Source organism: Seohaeicola nanhaiensis (assembly GCF_042654245.1).
GTDB classification, from domain to species: Bacteria; Pseudomonadota; Alphaproteobacteria; order Rhodobacterales; family Rhodobacteraceae; genus Seohaeicola_A; species Seohaeicola_A nanhaiensis.
In genome coordinates, this window is the sequence record NZ_JBHSGI010000024.1 from 160,779 (window position 1) to 182,358 (window position 21,580).

Sequence of the window (21,580 nt, forward strand, 5' to 3'; positions counted from 1 at the left end):
CCGCCTCACAGCGCATCGAACGCCCCCTGCCGCTTTGCCGCCCAGAGGTACAGTCCCATGATCACGATGGGCACCACCGCGAATGCCGCCGCCAGCGGGATGTTCCCCGCCGTCCCCTGATGGGCATAGACCGCCTGTCCGATGAACAGCCGCGAGGTGCCGATGATCTGCGGGATGATGTAATCCCCCAGCGTCAGCGAGAAGGTGAAGATCGACCCGGCGATAACCCCTGGCAGCGCCAGCGGCAGGATCACATGCCGGAACGTCTGCCCCGGCGCCGCGCCAAGGTCGCCCGAGGCCTCGATCACCGAAACCGGCACCCGCTCCAGCGAGGCCTGCACCGGCAGCACCATGAACGGCAGCCAGACGTAGAGGAAGACGAGGAATGTCCCGGTCCAGCTGACCGACAGCGAATTGCCCCCCAGCACCGGGATCGCCAGATAGGCGTCCAGCAGCCAGGTCAGGTGCAGCGTCTCGAACAGCCAGGACAGGATGCCTTCCTTGGCCAGGATCAGCTTCCAGGAATAGACTTTCACCAGATAGGACGACCACAGCGGCAGCATCACGCCCAGATAGAAAACCGCCTTCCACGCCCCCCGCGCATAACGCGCGGCATAATAGGCGATGGGAAAGGCGATCACCGCCGCCGCCACTGTCACCGCCGCCGCCATCGCCACGGTGCGCAGGATGATGTCGAGGTTCGCCGGGTTCAGCAGCTCGCGATATGTCTTCAGCGTGAACTCGCGGACGATCAGCCCCGAGAATTCGTCGATCGAGAAGAAACTCTGTGCCAGCAGCGCGAAAAGCGAGCCCAGATAGACAATCCCCAGCCAGGCCAACGGCGGCCCCAGCAGCAGCGCCAGCAGCAGTCGGGGATTGCGCCACAGCGCGTCCGAGGCCGGGCGCAGCCAGGTCATGACGCGCCCGTCATCAGATGAAGGTCATCGGCGTCCCAGTCCAGATGAACGCGGCTGCCCGGAGGCGGGATCTCCACTCCCTTGGGCAGCAGCGCCACCAGCTGCGCATCGTCGGTCTCCAGCACGACCCGCGTATTCGCACCGTGGAAACTCGCGCTTTTGACCACGGCAGCCAGTCCGCTATCGCCGATCCGCACCGCCTCCGGACGCAGCGAGGCAAAGCGCCGCGTGCCCGTCAGCCGCTCGGTCAGGGCCGGCGGCAAGACATTCGACGATCCGACAAAATCGGCCACGAAGGGCACTTCGGGGCGGTAATAGACCTCCTGCGGCGCGCCCACCTGAACGATCTGGCCCTGGTTGAACACGGCCACGCGGTCGGCCATCGACAGCGCCTCGCCCTGATCGTGGGTCACGAAGACAAAGGTGATCCCCAGCCGCCGCTGCAGCGCCTTCAGCTCTTCCTGCATCGCCTCGCGCAGCTTCAGATCCAGCGCGCCCAGCGGTTCGTCCAGCAACAAGACCTTCGGCCGCATCACCAGTGCCCGCGCCAGCGCGACCCGTTGCCGCTGCCCGCCGCTCAGCTGCGAAGGCTTGCGACCGCCATAGCCGGGCAGGGCGACCATTTCCAGCGCGGCCTCCGCCTCGCGGTGCCGCTCAGCCTTGCCGCGCCCGGCGATCATCAGCCCATAGGCGACGTTATCGACCACGTTCAGATGCGGAAACAGCGCATAGTCCTGAAATACCGTGTTCACCTGCCGCCGGTAGGGTGGCAGTCCCTGCGCGGGCTGGCCGAAGATCTCGACGCTGCCCGCTGTGGGCTGCTCGAACCCCGCGATCAGCCGCAGGCAGGTCGTCTTGCCTGACCCCGACGGCCCCAGCATCGCAAAGAACTCTCCCTCGGCGATGTCGAGGTGCACGTCGTCCACGGCGCGAACGGCCCCGTAATGGCGCGAGACGCCGGAAAAGCGGACAGCAGAGGTCATGAGATATCCATGGATTGCGTCCGCGCCCCGGCCGGGGCGCGGACCCGGAGGCGCCTCAGCGCCCGCCGATCACGCCGATATAGTCCGACACCCAGCGATAATAGGGCACGCATTCGCCCTGGCTCTCGCATTTGGAAACAGGGGTCTGCCAGAACCGGATCTTGTCGAAATCTTCCATGCCGTTCGTCTTGCATCCCGCCTCGTCCAGCATCCCGGACCCGTCCGTGCAGGCTGCCGGCACGCTCGGGTTGGCCCCGAACCAGACCGCCAGGTCCGACTGAAGGTTGGACGACAGCGTATGCTCCATCCACATGTAGGCGCAGTTCGGGTGCTCGGCCTCGGCATGCATCATGGTGGTATCCGCCCAGCCGGTCGCGCCTTCCTCGGGAATGGTCGAGGCCACCTTCACCCCGTCCGCCACAAGCAGGTTCACCTGAAACGGCCAGGACCCCGAGGCCGCCATGCCTTCGTTCTTGAAGTCGTCGATCTGGATGAAGGCATCGTGCCAGTAGCGGCTGACCAGGGTACGCTGCACCCGCAGCAGATCCAGCGCGGCCTTGTACTGGTCCTCGTTCAGCTCGTAGGGCGTCTTGATCCCCAGTTCGGGCTTGTGCGCCATCAGATACATCGCCGCGTCCGCGATGTGGATCGGGCCGTCATAGGCCTGCACCCGCCCCTTGTTGGTCTTGCCGTCGGGCAGGTTCATCTCTTCGAAAACGACATTCCACGAGGTCGGCGCCGTCCCGCCAAAGACCTCGGTGTTGTACATCAGAACGTTCGGCCCCCACATGTAGGGCACGCCGTAATGCACGCCATCCACTGTGTGCCAGGGCGCATCCTTCAGCCGGTCGTCCACCTTGTTCCACGACGGAATCAGATCGGTGTTGATCGGCTGCACCCGCTTGCCCGCCACCATCCGCAGCGAGGCGTCGCCCGAGGCGGTCACCAGGTCGAACCCTCCCTCGTTCATCAGCGCGACCATCTCGTCCGAGGTATTGGCGGTCTTGACGTTGACCTTGCAGCCCGAGGCCTCCTCGAACTTGGTCACCCAGTCAAAGGCCTTGTCGGTCTCGCCCCGCTCGATATAGCCGGGCCAGGCGACGATGTTCACCGCGCCTTCGCCGGCGCCAAGGGCCGTCGGCATCTCGGCAAGAACGGGCTGCGCGGCGATCAGCCCGGCGGCCACCAGAGCGGTGCAGAATTTCAGCGAGGATGTCATGGGTCGTCTCCCTATGTGAGCGATAGCCGGCCCTTTCCGGGCCTTGTTCTTGACGATCACTGTGCAGCCGGCCCGCAGGTTTCACAAATTCTATTGTCAGAAGAGTGATATCGGTTTTTCCGAATTTGCGCTCTGACAGCATCCCTCGGATATGCCGACCCCGATACCCTCGGTAGGATCGACTGCGCCGCGCCGCTCAGGGCGAAAAACGCGGTCCAAAACCGTCACTCTCATTTAGTTCCGGATTATCAATGGGATGCCCCCCCGTCCTAGCTGGGACACTCCAAAACGGTCCCTTTCCCAGCCCCCCGCCGCCGCCTCACGCTGCCCTGAAAGTGATCCACTTGATATTGAATTTGCCCCGCCAAAGACTCAGATTACCCTCAAACCGGTCCCGACCTCCGAAAGGCTCCAGACCATGAAACACATCACCGCTCTGACCGTCGCCTCAGCCCTTGCTCTCGCCCCCGGTTGGGCTGCCGCCTGGCGGGCGATGAACCGGCAAGAGGTGCTGCCCGTCTCCAACTCGGTGTTCGAGGTCGTCGCCCGCGCCGGATCCGGCCCCGCCGACTTCTGGTGTGCCGCCGGCGACTACGCCTACCGCGGCCTCGGCACCCCGGCGGTCCAGCGCGTCTATGTCTGGCGCGGCATCGGCCCCAGCGTGAACCGCCCCGGCTATAAGGCCATGCAGTTCTCCCTGACGCCGCCTCCGGGCGCAGACACAAGCCCTTCGCTCACCCTCTCGTTGCGCCGCATCGGCGACAACCTCAGGGCCGCCAGCGCGCAGCAGTATTGCTATAGCGAACTGGAAGACCGCGACTGGCTGAACTGATCCGGTCCGCCTGAGCCATCCCGGGATGCACACCGATTTCATGATCCCCACCCGCGGCGCGGGCTGCTACGAATTCACCCGCGACGTCGCCCGCTGGCTCACCGACCAGCGCGCCGGGGATGGGCTGCTCACACTCTTCGTGCGCCATACCTCCTGCTCCTTGCTGATCCAGGAAAACGCCGACCCCACCGTTCAGTCCGACCTGCTCGACTACCTCGACCGTCTCGCCCCGCCCGCAACCGACCCTTCGATGACCTGGCTGCGTCACACCAGCGAAGGGCCCGACGACATGCCCGCGCACATCAAGGCGGCACTGCTTCCGGTCTCGCTCTCCATACCGCTGCGCGCCGGCCGGATGGTCCTCGGCACCTGGCAGGGGATCTACCTGATCGAACATCGCGCAGCCCCGCACCGCCGCAACGTCGCGGCGCACGTCTCCTGAGGGCGCACAGCCTGCGCGATGGCGGAACCGCCACAGGATATGGTGGCGGAACAATTGCTCTACACAAAGAAAATCGCACCCCCTATAGTGAATGCGATCAAAGGGGCGAAAGACCCCAACAGACAGATAACACGAGGATCAGGCATGCGCTGTCCGTTTTGTGGCAATATCGATACCCAGGTAAAAGACAGCCGACCCGCCGAAGACCATGTCGCGATCCGGCGGCGGCGCTTCTGCCCGGCCTGCGGCGGACGTTTCACCACCTACGAACGGGTGCAGCTGCGCGATCTCGTTGTCATCAAGAACTCGGGCAAGCGTGAGGATTTCGACCGCGACAAGCTCGAGCGCTCGATCCGCATCTCGATGCAGAAACGCCCGATCGAACCCGAGCGCATCGACCAGATGATCTCTGGCATCGTCCGCCGCCTCGAAAGCATGGGGGAGACGGATATCCCGAGCCACAAGATCGGCGAGATCGTGATGGAAAGCCTGGCCCGCATCGACACCGTGGCCTATGTCCGCTTTGCCAGCGTCTACAAGAACTTCCAGGCCGCCGATGATTTCGAGGACTTCGTGAGCGAGCTGCGTCCACCGGCGCAACCGGAAGAGTGAAACAGACAGACGAACGGTTCATGGCGCTGGCCCTGTCGCTGGGTCGGCGCGGACAAGGCAACTGCTGGCCCAACCCGGCGGTCGGCTGCGTGATCGTCGCGGAGGGCCGGATCGTCGGCCGCGGCTGGACGCAACCGGGTGGCCGACCCCATGCCGAGACGATGGCCTTGGCACAGGCCGGTGCGGCGGCGCGCGGCGCAACGGCTTATGTCACCTTGGAACCCTGCTCTCATCACGGCCAGACGCCGCCCTGTACCGATGCGCTGATCGCGGCCGGCCTCGCGCGCGTGGTGGCCCCGCTCGCGGACAGCGATCCGCGTGTCTCAGGCCAGGGGTTCGCCCGGCTGGAAGCGGCCGGGATCGAGGTGACCACAGGCGTGCGTGCAGCCGAGGCGGCAGCGGATCACGAAGGCTTCTTCCTGAAGACGGAACACGGCCGCCCGCGGATCACGCTCAAGCTCGCGTCCAGTTTCGATGGCCGGATCGCCACCGCTACCAAGCAAAGCCAGTGGATCACCGGCCCTGAGGCCCGTCGCCAGGTCCACGCCCTTCGCGCGCGCCACGATGCGGTGATGGTGGGCGGCGGCACGGCGCGCACCGACGATCCCTCGCTCACCGTGCGCGATCTGGGTGTGACCCGGCAACCGGTGCGCGTTGTCGTCTCGCGACGGCTCGACCTGCCGCTGATCGGACAGCTGGCGCGCAGCGCCCGCAAGGTCCCGCTCTGGCTCTGCCACGGCTCCGACGCGGACGGCGACCGGATGCGGGCCTGGCGCGAAATCGGTGCGACGCTTCTCGCCTGCCGGGTCGAGGCCGGGCAGGTCGATCCGCGCGACATGCTGGGACAGCTCGGGCAGGCGGGCCTCACCCGCGTGTTCTGCGAAGGTGGTGGCGCGCTGGCGGCCTCCTTGCTCTCCGAGGACCTGGTGGATGAACTGGTGGGCTTCACGGCCGGGCTGGCCATCGGGGCCGAAGGACTTCCGTCGGTCGGGGCGCTGGGCCTCGCCCGGCTCGATCAGGCGCAGCGCTTCGTACTGGTGGAGGCCCGCGCCGTCGGTGGCGACGTCATGCATCGCTGGCGGCGCATGGTCGCCTGATCTCAGCGCCAGAGATGGGCGTAGGTCGCGAACATGCCCTGCAGCTTCGATAATGTGCGGTTCGTAAGGCCCGGATGCGCAATGCGGCCGGCGGCCAGATGCTCGGCGACCACCTCGGCGGGGCAGGGCCGCCCGGTGACCGGATCGCGATAGCGCGGGTAGTCGATCAACGCCGCGTGCACCAGCCCTTCCAGCGTGGGCCGCGCACTGCGGCGGTCGGGCTGCGGCGCCAGATCCCGGGTCAGTCCCCAGCCGGAGTAGAAGGGCGTCCCCAGAACGGTGACGGGCAAACCGCGCAACAGTGCCTCGAACCCCAGGAGCGAGGTCATGGTCCAGACCTCGTGCACCGCATCCAGAAGGACAGCCGGATCGGCGCCGAAGGCAACCACATCCGCGAGCCCGTCGTTATTGTCCAGCGCTCCCGCGCGCAGGCCGGCCTCGACATCGGGATGCGGCTTGTAGACGATCACCGCGTTCGGCCGCCCCTCGCGGGCCGCGCGCAGCAACTCGCGGTTGGTGCGAACGCCGCAGGCGCCGCGAAGGACCGAGGCATCGTCTTCTACCTGCCCGGGCACCAGCACCTTGTGGCCGGCGGGCAGGGGCGGAGGATCGCCGCCCATGTTGTATTTGCTCAGCCCCTTGCGGGTCATAAGCTGGATAAGCCGCTCGGCCCGCTGGCGCTGGCTCGCCGTCAGATCCGCCCGCTGGCCGATCAGCGACTCCAGCCGGCTGGGGCCGGTCGGATCGTAGTAGATGCCAAGGTCGTCCGTCACCAGCGACAGCGGCGGAACCAGCTCGGCACCCAGCCCGCGTGAGCGCAGGAAACCGTCCTCGACGCGGGTCCATCCAGCGTGCTCTGCCGTCGCCTTTCCCGCCCAGACCATGCAGGGGCGGCCCGTCGCGCGCGCCTTGGCGGCGTCATCGGTGAACACGACGCGCCGGGTCTGGCCGAAGAAGCCCTGCAATGGTTTGCGCTTCCACAGCCGCATCCCGCTGGCGGCCCAGCCGCGGCGGTCCTGCCGCCAGGCTCGGCTCTGCGCCTCAAGCGTGTCGAGCACACACTCCAGTTCGCACAGCCGGTCGCGGAAAGGATCGTACCACCACGGGTAAAGGATCATCGATGCCGCAAACAGCTGCGCCCGGGTCAGCCGCCGTTCGCGGCGCGGGACCGGGGCGTCGTCCTCGGTCAGGCCCCAGCCGGCATAGAACGGCTGTCCAAAGACGCGCGGGCGATGGCCCGCCAGGATCGCTTCGAACCCCAGCTGCGATGACACGGTATAAACGCCGACCGCACCTTCCAGCAAAGCCCAGGGGCTGACCGGATCGGCCAGCAGGCTGACCCGGTTCGACGTGTCATCGGTCGAGTAATACCCCGGCCGATATCCGGCCACGGTTTCAGGATGCACCTTGATCACGACCCGGGCGCCAGGATGCTCTTCCTGCGCAAAGACCAGCATCTCCCGAAAACGGGCCGCGTCCGCGCCCGAGGCGCGCACGGATGCATCGTCGCGAGTCTGATCCACGACCAGCACATAACCGGGCGCGGGCACCTCGGCGGCCGGATCAAAGCCGCTGTATTTGCTCAGATGGCCTTCCTTCAGCCGGGCGATGGCGTCGCGGGCGCGGTCCAGCAGCGCAGTGTCGTCGAGCGGCGCCTGTGTCAGCAGGCGTTCCAGATCGGAAGGAACCCCCGCATCGAAATGAACGCCGGACCAATCCAGCGACAGCCCGATCGGGGGTTCACCCGCGCGGCCTGGAAACAGCGAGCGCAGGAAGGCATCCTCGACCCGCACCACCGGAGCGCCCCTTTGCGCGGCCATTGCAAGGCCGCGATGGGCGGTCTGGCTTTGCCCCCAGACCGCGACCGCATCCTCCGGGCCGGGCAGGCCAAGCGCCAGGCGGTAGCCGGCGAGCGTCAGAATCCGTCGGACGCGACGCTGGGTCAGGAAGCCGCCGTTAAAGACGAAAAGCCGGAGACCTTCGCCCCCGGCTTGCGCATTCGGCGCCCTCGGCACCATGCTCAGCCGCCGGTCAGGGTCTTGGCACTGGCCACGGGGGTCAGCGAACCGGCAATCAGCGAGATGGTCTTGCTCCACTGCGTATACGGCGCTTCGGTGACATAGATGGTGTCGCTGTCGCGGATCACGAAGTCGCGCGCCTGGAACAGCCCGTTCGGCTGTTTCAGGTTCAGCACATAGACCATCCGCTGCGCGCCCTGCAGGTCGTTTCGGCCCAGAACCGCATTGGCGATCTCGGCCGGCTCGTTGCGGAAGATGAACACCCCGGTCGGGTCCGAGCTGTTGGCGACAAGGCCGCCCACCTGGGCCAAAGCCTCAAGCGCCGACAGGTTCTGCGAGGTGAACGGCACCCGAGCCTGCTGGCTGGTCGCGCCAAGCGCGGTGAACGAACGGCTGTCCTCCTCGACCAGAATGCGGTCGCCAGCCCGCAGCGCAATGTCGAGGCGGGGGTTGTTGTAGAGGTCCTGGAACCAGATCTTGCCGCGCTGGTCGCCGCGGATCACGGTGATCTGGGCGATATCCGGTTCGATGGTCACCCCGCCGGCCTTGGCCAGCATCGTCGAAAGCGTCCGCGTCGGACGCTCGATCGGATAGACGCCCTGACCGCCGACCTTGCCTGCCAGCGACACGGTCGATCCGTCGCCTGCAACCCGGCGCACCTCCACCTGAGGATCCGGCGTCTGGTCGCGCAGCTTTTCTGTGATCAGATCGCGCAACTGGTTGGGCGTATTGCCCGAGGCGCGCAGCCGTCCGGCGTAGGGAACAAAGATATACCCGTCGCTGTCGACCTGAACCTCCTGCAACGGCGTGGCATTGACGCCGGTGCTGGCCAGCAGTCCGTCATCGACGTTTTCCCAGATCGTCAGCCCCAGCACGTCGCCCGGGCGGATGATGTCCGAGATCAGCAGACCGGCCGAGATGAAATTGGAGGAAAACCCCAGCGCCGGCGCAACGGCGGTCGCGCGGGTCACCCGGTCGTTGACCTCCACCACAAAGGCATCGCCCTCACGCTGGACCGACCCGGCGAAGATCTGCTTCTTGTTCGGACCCAGCTGCGGCAGGCCGCAAGCGGCCAGGGCGCCCGCCAACGCCAAGGCCGCGATGGGCTTCGCCCATCGTTTCTGTAGGGGATTCACTGCCCGGTCTCCTCGACCTGTTCTTGTTCTGCCTCGGGTTTTTTCTTTATCCGTAACGGAATCCGGAACAAAAAACCAGCGACCGAACCCGCCGGCTCTATTGAACCAGACGCAACTGTTGCCGAGGCGCCGCGGTCCCGGATTTTAATGCGTCGTACGGATCGTCGGGCGACAGGATCATGTCCACCACCAGCCGCAGCAACTGCCGGCGCCCGCCGGACGAATAGAAGCCCCCCGGAACCTGACTGGTTTCCAGCAGGAAGCGGCGGTAATCCTTGTAGGCGCGGGCATCCGGCCGGGCGGCGGCGGCGAAGAATTCAACCAGCGGCTGCTCGGAGACGAACTCGGGCTTGTCATAGACCGCCCGCCCGAACACCTTGAGCGGTATGCCCCGCCACAGCACCTGCTGCCCGGCGGTCGAATTCACCGTCACCGCGCTGCGCGCCTCGTTCAGCAACTCGGCCAGCTTGCCCCCCCGCACGTAGTGGACCCGCCCGGTCAGGCCATGGGCGGCCGCCAGTCGGGCGACCTCGCGGCGCAGCGGCACTTGCCCGGATTCCAGCGGATGGGCCTTGATCACCAGATGATGATGCCCCGGCGCGCCTGCGGCGAACCCCTCGATGATCTCCGCCAGGAATTCGGTCATCGTCGAAAACGGCGAATGCGCCTGGAAGGCGCTGTCCTGCTCCAGTTGCAACAGCGCCAGATGATAGGGAAATCCCCCGGACCGGATTCGCCATGTGGCAATGCGCCGGTCGATGGTATGGACCGGCATCAGCAGCAGGCGCTTGAGATAGAGCTGGAATTCGCGGGCGACGGGCAGGGTGCGATGCGGCCGAAAGTGGCGATAGCCGCGATTGGCGAACATCACGAACCAGTGGTAGAGCGCGCCGTAGAACACATGCTGGCGCATGTCGCCCCAATGCGCAGGCGGCAGCGGCGCTTCCAGATCCGACCGGTCCAGCGCCTCCTGCATCTCGGCCACGCTCATGTCCATGAGGCGCGAATGCCCGTTGGATCCGCCGCGTTCGTAGGTGACCCAATAGGGCCGCATGTAGCCTTCTTCGAAGACATGCACCCGCAGGCCCAGCGCGCGGGCACGCTCGATTGCCGCCTGATGCACGGGCCGGGTGTCGCCATAGAGAAGGATATCCGTGACGCCACGCTCGGCGACGATCTGCGCGAATTGGTCCGACCAGTCCTCGATCCTTCCGCGATACGGCAGGTAACTCGCCTTCTCGCGCCAGAACACCGCGTCGCCCGCGTTGAAGCCAACCCGCCATGTGACACATCCCGCCGCGCGCAGCATCCGGCCCAGGGACCCGAAGAAGGGGCCATGCGGGCCTTGCAGGAACAGAAAGACCCTTGGCTCGGGCCGGGCGGAACGCATCGCAAAACCTTGCTGCTGACTTGACCGGGAAGAAATGCAGGCCGTTCAGGCAAATTTATGGCCCGGATATGATATCCGCGCAATATATTGCGGCCCGGTTTAAACTTGGCTTGCCCAGGTCGGGCGCCGGGTCTAGGTCGAAGGCAACTGGAAAGGAAAGGTCCTATGTTCACGGGCATCATCACCGACATCGGTAGCATCAGGGACATCCGGCAGGCCGGCGACATGACCGCGCGCATCGCCACCGCCTATGACACGGCGCGGATCGACATCGGTGCGTCGATCGCCTCGGATGGCGTCTGCCTGACGGTGACGGCGCTGGGCGAAGATTGGTACGAGGTGCAGATCAGCGCCGAAACCCTGTCCAAGACCAACCTTGGCGCCTGGACACCCGGCCGCCGCGTGAACCTGGAACGCGCCCTGAGGGTGGGAGACGAACTTGGCGGCCACATCGTCTCGGGCCATGTCGACGGCGTGGCCGAAGTGGTGGCGATGACCCGCGAAGGCGACAGCACCCGAGTCACGCTGCGCGCGCCCAAGGCTTTGTCGCGCTTCGTCGCGCCCAAGGGCTCGGTGGCGCTGAATGGCACGTCGCTGACCGTGAACGAGGTGGATGGCGATACCTTCGGGATCAACCTCATCCCCCATACGCAAGAGGTGACCACCTGGGGCGAGGTCAAACCGGGTGATCGGGTGAACATCGAGATTGACACTCTGGCGCGCTATGTCGCGCGCCTGGCGGAGACTGTGTGATGGCAGGAATCGGACACAACAACGGCCCGACGATGGAAAAGGGCCAGGCCATGCGCGCCTACCAGTGGCGCAAGGCGCAAGAGGCGCTGATGCCCAAGGCGCTGCCCCTGATGGTGGTCAAGATGCGAGTCAAGCGCGCCGCCGAACTCGGCATGGATTACAAGACCTACGCCAGCATCCGGCAGTATTCGGGCAGCGACATCCTTGGACTGCTCTTCTCGTCCAACGCTCTGCGCATCATCGGCAACGGCGCCCGGATGCCCGAGGCCGAACACCGCGTGCTGGCTCAGGTCAAGTCTGCCCGCAAGCTGTCGCTGGTCCATCTGCCCAACCGTCCCGAGGCGGTCGCGCTGATGAACCCGGTGCTCGACGCCACCGCCGCGGCCCCGCGCTTTACCGACAGCTGGAGCCAGACGCGCGACCGGCTGGAAGGCTTCATCCGTGCGCAGGCCCTCCCGGGAGGGCGCGTGGTCATCATCGGCGACGCCCCGCTCGAGGCCGAATGGGTCGCCGCCGCCCGCGCCGCCGGCTATCTGCCGTCCGAACGCTACTTCACCCACCAGTCCGCCTGAGCCCCCGGGGCGGCGAGGGGGCTCTGCCCCCGCCGCGCCTGCGGCGCGCCTCCCCGAGATATTTGAAAACCAGAGAAGCACAGACAGCGCGACGCGAGGTTGCCGGCGCTGCCCTCTGGCCTTTGGCGCGCGGCTGGTCTATCTGCCCGGAAGCCCGAGACAGAACACATAGGCCACCCCATGAGCTTTGAGACCCCCGGACCCGTCGAGGCCGGCTTGCGCGGCGCGATCAGCCCGATCGAGGAGATCATCGCCGAGGCGCGCAAGGGCCGGATGTATATTCTGGTCGATCACGAGGACCGCGAGAACGAGGGCGATCTCTGCATCGCTGCCGAATTCGCCGACGCTGCAGCGATCAATTTCATGGCCACCCACGGGCGCGGCCTGATCTGCCTGCCGATGACCGCCGAACGGATCGATCGGCTGGGTCTGCCGATGATGGCGGTCAACAACTCGTCCCGCCACGAAACCGCCTTCACCGTCTCGATCGAGGCGCGCGAGGGCGTGTCCACCGGCATTTCCGCCGCCGACCGCGCGCTGACCGTCAAGACCGCGATCAACGAGCAGAACACCATGGCCTCGCTCGCCACTCCCGGCCACGTCTTCCCGCTGCGGGCGAAGCGTGGTGGCGTGCTGGTCCGCGCCGGCCATACCGAGGCGGTGGTCGACATCTCGCGTCTGGCAGGTCTCAACCCCGCCGGTGTGATCTGCGAGATCATGAAGGACGACGGCACCATGGCCCGGCTCCCCGACCTGGTGGAGTTCGCGCAGGTGCACGGCCTCAAGATCGGCACCATCTCCGACCTGATCGCCTACCGCTCGCGCAATGACAACCTGGTCGACGAGACCGGACGCAGCATGGTCGAATCCGAATTCGGCGGCTCCTGGGAGATGCGAATCTTCACCGACCAGACCCACGGGATCGAACACGTCGTGCTGATCAAGGGCGACATCACCACGCCCGAACCCGTTCTGACCCGTACCCATGCGCTGCACGAAGCCTCGGACGTGCTGGGCCTCGGGCCGAAGTCGGCCCGCCAGCTGCCGCGCGCTATGGAGATCGTCGCGGCCGAGGGGCGCGGCATCGTCTGCCTGTTCCGCCAGCCGCGCAACGCGCTTTACGCGAGCGAGGATGAGGGGCCGCGCACCATCAAGCAGACGGGACTTGGCGCTCAGATCCTCTCGGGTCTCGGTCTGCGCGAACTGATCCTGCTGACCGACGCGCCGCAGGTGCGCTATCTTGGACTTGAGGCTTATGGGCTGACCATCGTCGGGACCCGGCCGATCCTGGGGGAGGGCTGATCATGGCCGCGAACGAAACCCACACCATCCTGGCCCGCCCGGTCTTCGATGCGCCGGTCAAGCTGCTGATCGTGGTTGCACCCTATTACAAGGATATCGCCGACCAGCTGGTCGCCGGAGCCAAGGCCGAGATCGAGGCTGCGGGCGGCACCTGGGATCTGGTCGAAGTACCCGGCGCACTCGAAGTGCCCACCGCCATCGCCATTTCGGACCGCCTGTCGAACTTCGACGGCTACGTCGCGCTCGGCTGCGTGATCCGGGGCGAGACCACGCATTACGACACCGTCTGCAACGACTCGAGCCGCGCGCTTCAACTGATGGGCCTTCAGGGCCTTTGCATCGGCAACGGCATCCTGACCGTCGAAAACCGCGATCAGGCCGTGGTGCGCGCCGATCACACCGGCCAGAACAAGGGCGGCGGCGCTGCGGCGGCCGCGCTGCACCTGATCGCGCTGACCCGCAAGTGGGGCGGCAAGCCGCGTGACATGGGCTTCCGTCCGTCGGAGGACTACCGCATCGCCGACGGAGGTCTGGCATGAGTGCGGCCGAACCTTCGGGCAACCAGAAGCGCAAGATGAAATCAGCGGCCCGGCTCTATGCCGTTCAGGCGCTGTTCCAGATGGAGCAGTCTGGCCAGTCCTCACGTCAGATCGTCGCCGAATTCCTGGATCACCGCTTCGGTGCGACTTACGATGGTGACGAGATGATCGAGGGCGACCCCGATCTGTTCAAGACTCTGATCGAGGATGCGGTCAACTATCAGGCCAAGATCGACCAGATGACCGACCGCGCGCTGGTCGCGAAATGGCCGATCGCCCGGATCGACCCCACCCTGCGCGGCCTTTTCCGCGCTGCCGGCGCCGAACTGGTGGGTAAGGAAACCCCGCCCAAGGTGGTGATCAACGAATATGTCGATGTGGCCCGCGCGTTTTTTCCCGAAGGCAACGAGGTTCGGTTCGTGAACGCCGTGCTCGACCACATGGCCCGGGAGGCCCGGCCGGCGTCATTCTGACACTTTCAGCACCACCATATGGCGACTTGTGTGTGACTTTTATACCCTTTAGGTTGTATTTCATCCTTGGATTTAAAAGATAAAGCCAGTAGTCATGCTGAAATCGGTAAATATATCGGAACCCCATATTTTGCGGGCACTGGACGCGGCTGACCCTGGCCTGGCGCAGGCTCGGCTTGATGCCATAGAGGAGCTGAACCCGCGCCGGCGTGCGGTGTTGCAGGCCCTCATTCTCGAACTGCAGGGAAAATCCGACGAGGCGGAAGCCCTGACAAGGCCACACGCCAAGGTCATGAAGACAAGTTTCTGGCACAACGCCCTTGCGCGGGTTCGTCTGGCAACCGGCGATCCTGACGCGGCCTTGGCCGAACTGGACAAGGCCGCCGACGAAGAGCCCAGGCCAGCTGATCTGCGCACCAGGATCTCTGCACATTCGGCAAAGGGTGATGTCGCGGCAACGCTTGCGGCGCTGGACAGGGCCAAGGCCGCCTTTCCGGACAAGGTGCCGCTTTCCTTTGGGGTTAACGTGCTGACGCGCGCAGGTGCGCTGGATCGGGCCGCCGCCCTCATAGAGACTGAAGCCACCGCCGGGGGCCGGCCATCAAAGGCTGTTCTAGAGACCTTTGTCCGGGCCTGCCTCCTTCAGGGTGAAGCAGAAATTCTGGCCAGGCATATCCCCATGCTGACGCGCGTGTTCGAGCGGGATTTCGTGCTGACGCCAACGGCGTTGCAGAGCGATACGCCGCAGGAATGGACAACAATCGTGACGACGCTATTGGTGGTCGTCGATCGCCGGAGGGATGGCTTGATGGCCTATCGCCTGGCAAACCACCTGCTGAAGCTGGGCGACGAAGAGGCCGGTGGGCGCATGATCGAGCGCTACCGCGCCTTCGAAGCGGAAAGGCCGGTACTCGACGGTCCGGCGCACGCAGAGCTGACGCCGGATCGGTCGTGCCTCGAGAAGATTGCCGCCTGGATCGGGATTCCTGACGCCGAACGCTCCGCCTGGATCGACCACGCGGGACGTATTGCGCCGTCTCTGGCGCTGCAGGATTATCTGACCCTGGCCGATCCCGCCGGTTTGGACAACCTGCAGGCTATGATGCAACCGGCCGAACTCGACCCGTTGCGCAATCTTGTCCAGGCGGGAAAGCCCGCGATTGTCGCGATGACACACGCCGGTCTGCTGACAGCCACGATTGGCTATTACGAGCGCGAAGGGATTCCAGTCTGGTTGCTGGGCGGCGTTCCGGTGATGCGCCATCTGATTCCTGGCGGCTACAATCTGAACCTGATTTCCGTTCGGGAGCCGCCGACGCGCTCCCTTCGGCGACTCCTGCAACAACTGAACGACGGTCGTCTCGTGGGCACGACAGCCGACGGGACGCGCGGTCGGATGTCGGCTCCCATCCACCATCACGGCGCTGTCTTCCAGTTGGCGAACGGCATTCCGCATATGGTCCACAGCCGCGACCTGCCGGTCTTCTGGATGGCCGCCCACTGGCGTGACGGTAAGGTGTTCTGCGATTTCAAACCCGCTCCGAGGCCAGAGACGGATGAAAGCCTGGCTTCGTACAGCGAACGATGGTTCGTCTTCGTGCTCGATCAGATCCGCGAACTGTGCCGAGCCGATCTGCGCAACATTCCGTTTAGCGGTTCCCTGTTTCGCCAAGCCTTCGGCTGAGCCGCGCCGCTCAGAGCGCCACGGCTTCGCCCAGGGCCAATACCTTGCCGGTCGGCGCGCCGGTCGTCGAGCCGCCTGGCGGCTCTTCGCTGATGGCCAGGATCAGGCCTGCCGGATCGCGGAACGCCTCGGGCAGGGGCACGGCGGTGGTTTCTGCGTCAGACAGAACGCCCAGTGAGGCCGGTGCCGCATCCCCACGGATCGCCCAAAGCTCCAGCACGCGGCCGGACGGCGCGCCACCGGCGGTCCGCGTCAGCTTGAGCTCCCCTCGGGTTGGATCATAGGCTGCGAGCAGGCGCAGGTTCTGGGTCTCGGAAACGATTTCAGACACATAGACCGCACTGCCGGGCGGTGCCGCGGGACCGGTCAGCGACTGCACCCCAAGCACGGCGGCCAGCGTGAGGGCCGCCAGGCTGATGCCCTGCCACAGCCAGACGCGCCGCCAGATGGGTTCCGTCACCCGCGGCGTATCGAACAGGCGTTCCATCAGCCGAGTCTTGACTGATCGGCGAACCGACTCCTCGGGAAACTCGACATTCAGCGCCTCGAAGTGCCGCAGCCATGCGGCAACCTCGGCCTCCAGCGCGCGATCGCTCCGCATGGCGGTCTCGAAGGCGGCCTCATCCTCGGGGTCGAGCAGGCGCAGCACATATTCAGCGGCGGGCGGCAGGTCGCGGGGATCCATGGTCATCGGTCCATGCACTCCTGCAAGCTTTGCAAAGAGCGCCGCAGCCAGGTGCGGATCGTGTTCAGCGGCACGTCAAGCTTCTTCGACAGCTCGCTATAGCTCAGCCCGTCCAGATAGGCCCAGCGGACAGCGGCCGAGCGCTGCGGATCCAGCTCGCCCAGGCAGCGCGCAATGCGCCCGGCTTCGGAGCGCGCGACCGCGGTCTGCTCGGGCGTCGGGCCCTTCGCCGACAGCCGGTCCGCCAGGGCGTCGACATCCTCCGTCTCCCGGTTGCGGCGCAGCCGGTCGATGGTGGTGTTGCGCGCGATTGTGATCAGCCAGGTCATCGGACTCATACCGTTTGCCGCGTAACGATCAGCGTAGCGCCAGACCTTCATGTAGGTCTCCTGAAGCACATCCTCAGCGCCGGCGCGGTCATTCAAGATACGCAAGGCCACACCGAAAAGTTTCGCCGAAGTCGCGTCATACAAGGCGGAAAACGCTCTTCGGTCGCCCAAAGCCACCTTGCCGATCAATGCTTCCAAAGTCTCCGCCACGCCTGCTCCCGGTTTCACAGCTCTGGTAAACCGGCGCCCCCGCAGGTTTGAAGGCGACGTTACCCGAAGCCTTCGGCGCGTCCAATGCATTCGTCGGCCCTGCCCAAACCGGCGTGGCGCGCGTGACCCGGCTGCACCGGGCGTGCAGCTTTGTCGCGCTGCAACTTGATGGGAAAGCTGTTATATTGGGTCGGGAACGCGCGCCATACATCGGGAGAGTGATCATGCCCAAACTGGTCGGGCTGTATATTCGTCAATGCGCCATCGGTTTCGCCCTGTCCGCCATCTTTGTCGGGGCGATGCTGTGGCTGGATATCGGCGGATTGGCCCATCTGATCCTGGCCTCCGACGCTGCAGTCCTTGCTGTCGTGATGCTCTGGGTGATGAACGGTATTGTCTTCGCGGGCGTTCAGTTCGCCTGGGCGATCATGTCGATGGCCGAGCGGGACGAGACTCCGCGCGGGGGCAAGCGACTCGTTCTGGAACCGGTTCCGGTCAGGGCAGAGAAGCGGCGGGACCACCAGACAACCGTGGGGTACTGATTCCCGAGGACCTGTATGTACAGGTGGGCGCCAGGTAACCAGGCCAGGGCCAGATCAGAGCCAGCTCCCTCGGATATGTTTAAGGCCACCGGAATGCAACCTTGCACGAGAAGGGCAGAACCCGCCGCCTCTCTAGATAGGCGTGGCGGGTCCGTCCGGCAAGGGGGCAGGGGACTTCTCTCCGCTGCAAACCCCACTTGAAAAGTGTTCACGGATTGTTCATGTTTGCCCCATGAACCTCGTCATGCAGACACAACCCAGACCCGGACAGCTGTTGGCCCGCGGCGTCAGTCGTCTGTTGTTCAGTTATGGCTTTGTTGCCGTCGAGGAATTCGTGCCCGACCGGGGCCTGCGCGTCGATGTGGTCGGCCTCGGCCCCAAGAGCGAAATCTGGGTGATCGAATGCAAGTCAAGCCGCGCCGATTTTCAGTCCGACGCCAAGTGGCACGGCTACCTCGACTGGTGTGATCGGTACTTCTGGGCGGTGGACATCGACTTTCCCACCGATCTCCTGCCTGAAGGCACCGGCCTGATCGTCGGCGATGCCTATGACGCCGAAATTCTCAGGATGCCCGAAGAAACCAGGCTGTCGCCCGCGCGCCGCAAGGTTCTGGTGCAAAAGTTCGCCATGCACGCCGCGCGCCGCCTGCATGCCATGCGCGATCCCGGATTTATCGCCTGACCGACCGTGCCGCCGCTGCGGCGGCGCGAATTTCCTCGGCGATTTCCTCGGCTTCCTCGGGATCGAAGTCCATCGGAATCTCGACGCCCTGCGCCTCGATGTAAAGACGGACCATGCCCTTGTCGGTCGGCCCGATCTGGAGATTGGCCTCGACATCCTTTTCCGTGTTGATACCCATGGGCTCTCTCCGTCGCGATCGGCTCCTGCTAGACCGTGGCCGCTTGAGAATCAAGCGGACTTGGGGCTTTGATCGCGCATGACCGAGATCATGCTGCGCCCCTTCCGCCCCGAAGATACCAACTGGGTCGTGCACGAGCATGGCGTCAACTACGCCCGCGATGAAGGCTTCGACGACACCTTCGGCCCTCTGGTCGCCGGCATCCTCGCCGATTTCAACGCCAGCCACGATCCCACCCGCGAAATGGGCTGGATCGCCGAACGCGATGGCGAGCGGCTCGGCTGCATCTTCTGCGTCGCCGCCACTGAGACCACAGCCAAGCTGCGCATGTTCCTGCTCACCCCGCAGTCGCGCGGGCAGGGGCTGGGCAAGCGGCTCCTGCGCACCTGCATGAAGTTCGCGCGCGACAAGGGCTATGCGGACATGACCCTGTGGACCCACGAAAGCCACAAGGCGGCCTGCGCGCTCTACGCCGCCAACGGCTGGCAGTTGGTCAGCAGCAAGCCCGTGCATTCCTTCGGTATGGATCTGGTCGAACAGATGTGGACCATCACTTTGTGAGCCGCGCGGCCGGCCTTGCCGCCGCGGCCCAGGCCGACCTTCCACTCGGTCGGTCCTCGGACGCCGGATACTTGTTCAGGCTCTTGGCCCTGAAATACGCTCGGCCGTTCGCGGCGACGATCCTCGTGGGTGTGCCGCCCGTCACTGCCGTTCTGGCCGGGCACGCCTTTCTGGACGAACCACTTACTGCAGGCTTTGCGCTGGGCCTCTCCCTGGTCTTCCTGGGCGTCACTCTGGCGGTCCTCGCGCGCCATTAGCCCCTTGCAATCAGGGGAACGCTTGGCTAAATGCCCCTCGAGTGCCGCCTTAGCTCAGTTGGTTAGAGCGCTGGATTGTGGATCCAGAGGTCTCCCGTTCAAGCCGGGAAGGCGGTACCATTCTCCCCGTTCGGCTCCCGTATTGACACGCCTTGACCGGAGAGGTTCTTCCGCAACTGCGCAAGTCGCGTCAGTTGCTGCCTAAAGAACACGCTCCAAGCTCTGGATTCCAAAAGACTTCCCCAAGCGAATCACCTCTGTTACCGTGACGGCAACAAAAAGACGTCACGGCAGGAACACAGGCAGATGAAAACGGGCTTTCGCGGCACGTTTGTCATGTCATGGTCGCAGACCGAAGTCGAAGGCCAGCGCAATGCGCCGGTCGAGGCGCTCATGGTCGGCGCGGCATGGGCATGGCAGGGCGAGGCGGTCCAGGTGGACGGCCCCAACGATATCCTGCGGCTCGACCGGGCCGAGGATCAGGTCGCATTGCGCCGGCGCGCCGCCCGCAAGGTGCGGCGCATGGTCGGGCAGGTGCTCGGCGGGCAGGATATAGCCGCGCCGGCCGATCGCGACGAACCGCTGATGGACGCGCGCTTTGTCGTCACCGACGGCCATCGCGGCTATACCGCCACCCTGATCCCTGTGGCGCCGGGCCAGCCGCCGCTGCTGATGTTCGTCGACGAACTGCCGCCGCGCGGTGTGGACCTCTACGTGGTGCACTGCGCACTCGGCCGGTTCGCCAGCCCGCAAGTGCCCCGGGACGCAGGCGTGATCTGCTTCACCCCTGGAACGCTCATCTCCACCCCTGAGGGCCCGCGCCCCGTGCAGACGCTGCGTGCCGGCGACAGGGTGCTGACGCTCGACAACGGCCCCCAAGAGATCCGCTGGATCGGTGCCCGCCGCCTGACCGGCGCCCGCCTTCACGTCGAGCCCCACCTGCGCCCGATCCGCATCGGCGCCGGCGCGCTGGGCATCGACCGTCCCGAACAGGCGCTGCTGGTCTCGCCCGAACACCGGATGCTCGTGCGCGGCCCGGTCGCGCAGGCCCTGTTCAACACCCGCGAGGTGCTGGTGGCCGCGCGCGATCTGGTCAATGTCGGAACGATCAGCGTCGACACCCAGGCGCGCGAGGTCACCTACATCCACCTGCTGCTGCCGTCTCATCAGGTGCTCTGGGCCAATGGCGTGGAATGCGAAAGCTTCCACCCCGCCAGCGCCTCGCTCGCAGCACTCGACGAATTCGACCGCCTGCGCCTGCTGGCGCTCGACCCGGAACTCGAGCGGGACCCGCATCGCTACGGCACCTACGCGCGCCGCAACCTGACCACCTCCGAGGCGGCCATCCTGCGCTACGAAGCCGCCTGAAGCGCCGCGCGCCCGATACCGCTCCAAGGACGGTTGACTCCGCTGCCGCGCCGGATATAAGCGCGGCTTCATTGGTGTTGGGGGCCCTCGCAAGAGGCTGCCTGTCGTCCGGAAACGGAAGAGGACAACGCCCTTCATCGCCGCCCTCATGGCGGCCAAACCGAAGGAGATCAGACGGTGACCAAACGCACCTCTGCCAAGTATAAGATCGACCGCCGCATGGGCGAAAACATCTGGGGACGTCCCAAATCCCCGGTCAACCGCCGCGAATACGGCCCGGGCCAGCACGGCCAGCGCCGCAAGGGCAAGCTGTCCGACTTCGGCACCCAGCTGCGCGCCAAGCAGAAGCTGAAAGGCTACTACGGCGACCTGACCGAAAAGCAGTTCCGCCGCATCTATTCCGACGCCGAGCGCGTCAAGGGCGACACCGGTGAAAACCTCATCGGCCTCCTCGAGCGCCGCCTCGACGCCGTCGTCTACCGCGCCAAGTTCGTCCCCACCGTTTTTGCCGCACGCCAGTTCGTGAACCACGGCCATGTCACTGTGAACGGCCAGCGCGTCAACATCCCCTCGTATCGCGTCAAGGAAGGCGACGTGATCGAGGTCCGCGCCAAGTCCAAGCAACTCGCCATCGTGCTCGAAGCTGTCGGTCTGGCCGAGCGTGATGTGCCCGACTACATGGAAGTCGATCACTCCAAGATGACCGCCACTTTCGTGCGCACCCCCGGCCTGGGCGATGTGCCCTATCCGGTCGTCATGGAGCCGAACCTGGTCGTGGAATACTACGCCAAGAACTGAT

Annotated in this window: 25 protein-coding genes and 1 tRNA gene; 17 read left to right on the forward strand and 9 right to left on the reverse strand. The window is 65.5% G+C overall.

Features of this window, described 5'->3' with window-relative positions; genetic code table 11:
- Positions 1-5: 5 nt before the first annotated feature.
- From ACFO5X_RS15225 to ACFO5X_RS15235, 3 genes are read right to left on the reverse strand one after another with little or no spacing between them, the layout of a single operon-like run.
- Positions 6-917 carry an ABC transporter permease gene (locus ACFO5X_RS15225; protein WP_380718371.1) on the reverse strand — a complete coding sequence of 304 codons (912 nt, stop codon included), beginning with the start codon at positions 915-917 and terminating at the stop codon, positions 6-8.
- Positions 914-1,900: an ABC transporter ATP-binding protein gene (locus tag ACFO5X_RS15230; RefSeq protein WP_380718373.1), complete on the reverse strand. Its 987-nt coding sequence runs from the start codon at positions 1,898-1,900 to the stop codon at positions 914-916. Before ACFO5X_RS15230 ends, ACFO5X_RS15225 begins: the two co-directional genes overlap by 4 nt.
- Positions 1,901-1,955: 55 nt before the next feature.
- A complete protein-coding gene (locus tag ACFO5X_RS15235; RefSeq protein ID WP_380718376.1) occupies positions 1,956-3,119 on the reverse strand; it encodes an ABC transporter substrate-binding protein in 1,164 nt (387 codons plus the stop codon).
- Between the two features lie 418 nt (positions 3,120-3,537).
- On the opposite strand from ACFO5X_RS15235, the gene ACFO5X_RS15240 reads away from it, so the two are divergent.
- The 4 genes from ACFO5X_RS15240 to ribD all read left to right on the forward strand — a co-directional run bounded on the left by ACFO5X_RS15240 (position 3,538) and on the right by ribD (position 6,102).
- Positions 3,538-3,951 (forward strand): hypothetical protein, encoded by a 414-nt coding sequence (locus tag ACFO5X_RS15240; RefSeq protein WP_380718379.1) that lies wholly within the window; start codon positions 3,538-3,540, stop codon positions 3,949-3,951.
- 25 nt (positions 3,952-3,976) lie between these two features.
- Positions 3,977-4,393 carry a secondary thiamine-phosphate synthase enzyme YjbQ gene (locus tag ACFO5X_RS15245; RefSeq protein ID WP_380718381.1) on the forward strand — a complete coding sequence of 139 codons (417 nt, stop codon included), beginning with the start codon at positions 3,977-3,979 and terminating at the stop codon, positions 4,391-4,393.
- A gap of 144 nt (positions 4,394-4,537) precedes the next feature.
- Positions 4,538-5,005, forward strand: coding sequence for a transcriptional regulator NrdR (gene nrdR / locus ACFO5X_RS15250; protein ID WP_380718384.1), 468 nt, complete (start codon positions 4,538-4,540; stop codon positions 5,003-5,005).
- Positions 5,002-6,102 (forward strand): bifunctional diaminohydroxyphosphoribosylaminopyrimidine deaminase/5-amino-6-(5-phosphoribosylamino)uracil reductase RibD, encoded by a 1,101-nt coding sequence (ribD, locus tag ACFO5X_RS15255; protein ID WP_380718386.1) that lies wholly within the window; start codon positions 5,002-5,004, stop codon positions 6,100-6,102. The genes nrdR and ribD overlap by 4 nt, the downstream gene beginning before the upstream one ends.
- Positions 6,103-6,104: 2 nt before the next feature.
- Here the strand turns inward: ribD and ACFO5X_RS15260 are convergent, their stop codons facing one another.
- The 3 genes from ACFO5X_RS15260 to ACFO5X_RS15270 form a co-directional block, all read right to left on the reverse strand.
- Entirely contained in the window at positions 6,105-8,120 is a 2,016-nt protein-coding gene (locus ACFO5X_RS15260; protein ID WP_380718388.1) for a capsular polysaccharide biosynthesis protein, read from the reverse strand.
- 2 nt (positions 8,121-8,122) lie between these two features.
- A complete protein-coding gene (locus ACFO5X_RS15265; RefSeq protein WP_380718390.1) occupies positions 8,123-9,256 on the reverse strand; it encodes a polysaccharide biosynthesis/export family protein in 1,134 nt (377 codons plus the stop codon).
- A 97-nt stretch (positions 9,257-9,353) separates the two neighbouring features.
- Positions 9,354-10,646, reverse strand: a complete 1,293-nt coding sequence (locus tag ACFO5X_RS15270) for a capsule biosynthesis protein (protein ID WP_380718392.1) — start codon at positions 10,644-10,646, stop codon at positions 9,354-9,356.
- A 165-nt stretch (positions 10,647-10,811) separates the two neighbouring features.
- Between ACFO5X_RS15270 and ACFO5X_RS15275 the strand changes: the two genes are divergently transcribed.
- The 6 genes from ACFO5X_RS15275 to ACFO5X_RS15300 all read left to right on the forward strand — a co-directional run bounded on the left by ACFO5X_RS15275 (position 10,812) and on the right by ACFO5X_RS15300 (position 15,969).
- On the forward strand, positions 10,812-11,399 hold the full coding sequence (locus ACFO5X_RS15275) for a riboflavin synthase (protein ID WP_380718394.1): 588 nt from the start codon (positions 10,812-10,814) through the stop codon (positions 11,397-11,399).
- Complete coding sequence (locus ACFO5X_RS15280; protein ID WP_380718396.1) at positions 11,399-11,971, forward strand: hypothetical protein; 573 nt, start codon at positions 11,399-11,401, stop codon at positions 11,969-11,971. The genes ACFO5X_RS15275 and ACFO5X_RS15280 overlap by 1 nt, the downstream gene beginning before the upstream one ends.
- 180 nt (positions 11,972-12,151) lie before the next feature.
- The gene (ribB, locus tag ACFO5X_RS15285) at positions 12,152-13,273 is read left to right on the forward strand and encodes a 3,4-dihydroxy-2-butanone-4-phosphate synthase (protein ID WP_380718398.1); all 1,122 of its coding nucleotides are present in this window, start codon (positions 12,152-12,154) and stop codon (positions 13,271-13,273) included.
- A gap of 2 nt (positions 13,274-13,275) precedes the next feature.
- Positions 13,276-13,812 carry a 6,7-dimethyl-8-ribityllumazine synthase gene (locus ACFO5X_RS15290; protein WP_380718400.1) on the forward strand — a complete coding sequence of 179 codons (537 nt, stop codon included), beginning with the start codon at positions 13,276-13,278 and terminating at the stop codon, positions 13,810-13,812.
- The gene (gene nusB / locus ACFO5X_RS15295) at positions 13,809-14,285 is read left to right on the forward strand and encodes a transcription antitermination factor NusB (RefSeq protein ID WP_380718402.1); all 477 of its coding nucleotides are present in this window, start codon (positions 13,809-13,811) and stop codon (positions 14,283-14,285) included. The genes ACFO5X_RS15290 and nusB overlap by 4 nt, the downstream gene beginning before the upstream one ends.
- 94 nt (positions 14,286-14,379) lie before the next feature.
- The gene (locus ACFO5X_RS15300; RefSeq protein WP_380718404.1) at positions 14,380-15,969 is read left to right on the forward strand and encodes a hypothetical protein; all 1,590 of its coding nucleotides are present in this window, start codon (positions 14,380-14,382) and stop codon (positions 15,967-15,969) included.
- 10 nt (positions 15,970-15,979) lie between these two features.
- Here the strand turns inward: ACFO5X_RS15300 and ACFO5X_RS15305 are convergent, their stop codons facing one another.
- Positions 15,980-16,660: an anti-sigma factor gene (locus tag ACFO5X_RS15305; RefSeq protein ID WP_380718406.1), complete on the reverse strand. Its 681-nt coding sequence runs from the start codon at positions 16,658-16,660 to the stop codon at positions 15,980-15,982.
- Entirely contained in the window at positions 16,657-17,193 is a 537-nt protein-coding gene (locus tag ACFO5X_RS15310; protein WP_380718408.1) for a sigma-70 family RNA polymerase sigma factor, read from the reverse strand. The genes ACFO5X_RS15305 and ACFO5X_RS15310 overlap by 4 nt, the downstream gene beginning before the upstream one ends.
- Positions 17,194-17,417: 224 nt before the next feature.
- Between ACFO5X_RS15310 and ACFO5X_RS15315 the strand changes: the two genes are divergently transcribed.
- Together ACFO5X_RS15315 and ACFO5X_RS15320 are read left to right on the forward strand one after the other, a co-directional pair.
- A complete protein-coding gene (locus ACFO5X_RS15315; RefSeq protein WP_380718410.1) occupies positions 17,418-17,735 on the forward strand; it encodes a hypothetical protein in 318 nt (105 codons plus the stop codon).
- 244 nt (positions 17,736-17,979) lie between these two features.
- On the forward strand, positions 17,980-18,417 hold the full coding sequence (locus tag ACFO5X_RS15320; protein WP_380718412.1) for an MmcB family DNA repair protein: 438 nt from the start codon (positions 17,980-17,982) through the stop codon (positions 18,415-18,417).
- Here ACFO5X_RS15320 and ACFO5X_RS15325 read toward each other — a convergent pair.
- A complete protein-coding gene (locus ACFO5X_RS15325; protein ID WP_380718414.1) occupies positions 18,407-18,595 on the reverse strand; it encodes a DUF6324 family protein in 189 nt (62 codons plus the stop codon). The two genes, ACFO5X_RS15320 and ACFO5X_RS15325, sit on opposite strands and share 11 nt — an antisense overlap.
- A gap of 78 nt (positions 18,596-18,673) precedes the next feature.
- Between ACFO5X_RS15325 and ACFO5X_RS15330 the strand changes: the two genes are divergently transcribed.
- The 5 genes from ACFO5X_RS15330 to rpsD all read left to right on the forward strand — a co-directional run bounded on the left by ACFO5X_RS15330 (position 18,674) and on the right by rpsD (position 21,579).
- Complete coding sequence (locus ACFO5X_RS15330; protein WP_380718416.1) at positions 18,674-19,156, forward strand: GNAT family N-acetyltransferase; 483 nt, start codon at positions 18,674-18,676, stop codon at positions 19,154-19,156.
- A 71-nt stretch (positions 19,157-19,227) separates the two neighbouring features.
- Positions 19,228-19,413, forward strand: a complete 186-nt coding sequence (locus ACFO5X_RS15335; protein ID WP_380718418.1) for an EamA family transporter — start codon at positions 19,228-19,230, stop codon at positions 19,411-19,413.
- A gap of 43 nt (positions 19,414-19,456) precedes the next feature.
- A tRNA-His gene (locus ACFO5X_RS15340) sits at positions 19,457-19,533 on the forward strand.
- A gap of 186 nt (positions 19,534-19,719) precedes the next feature.
- The gene (locus ACFO5X_RS15345; RefSeq protein WP_380718420.1) at positions 19,720-20,781 is read left to right on the forward strand and encodes a Hint domain-containing protein; all 1,062 of its coding nucleotides are present in this window, start codon (positions 19,720-19,722) and stop codon (positions 20,779-20,781) included.
- Positions 20,782-20,958: 177 nt separating this feature from the next.
- A complete protein-coding gene (gene rpsD, locus ACFO5X_RS15350) occupies positions 20,959-21,579 on the forward strand; it encodes a 30S ribosomal protein S4 (protein ID WP_380718423.1) in 621 nt (206 codons plus the stop codon).
- Position 21,580 lies beyond the last annotated feature (1 nt).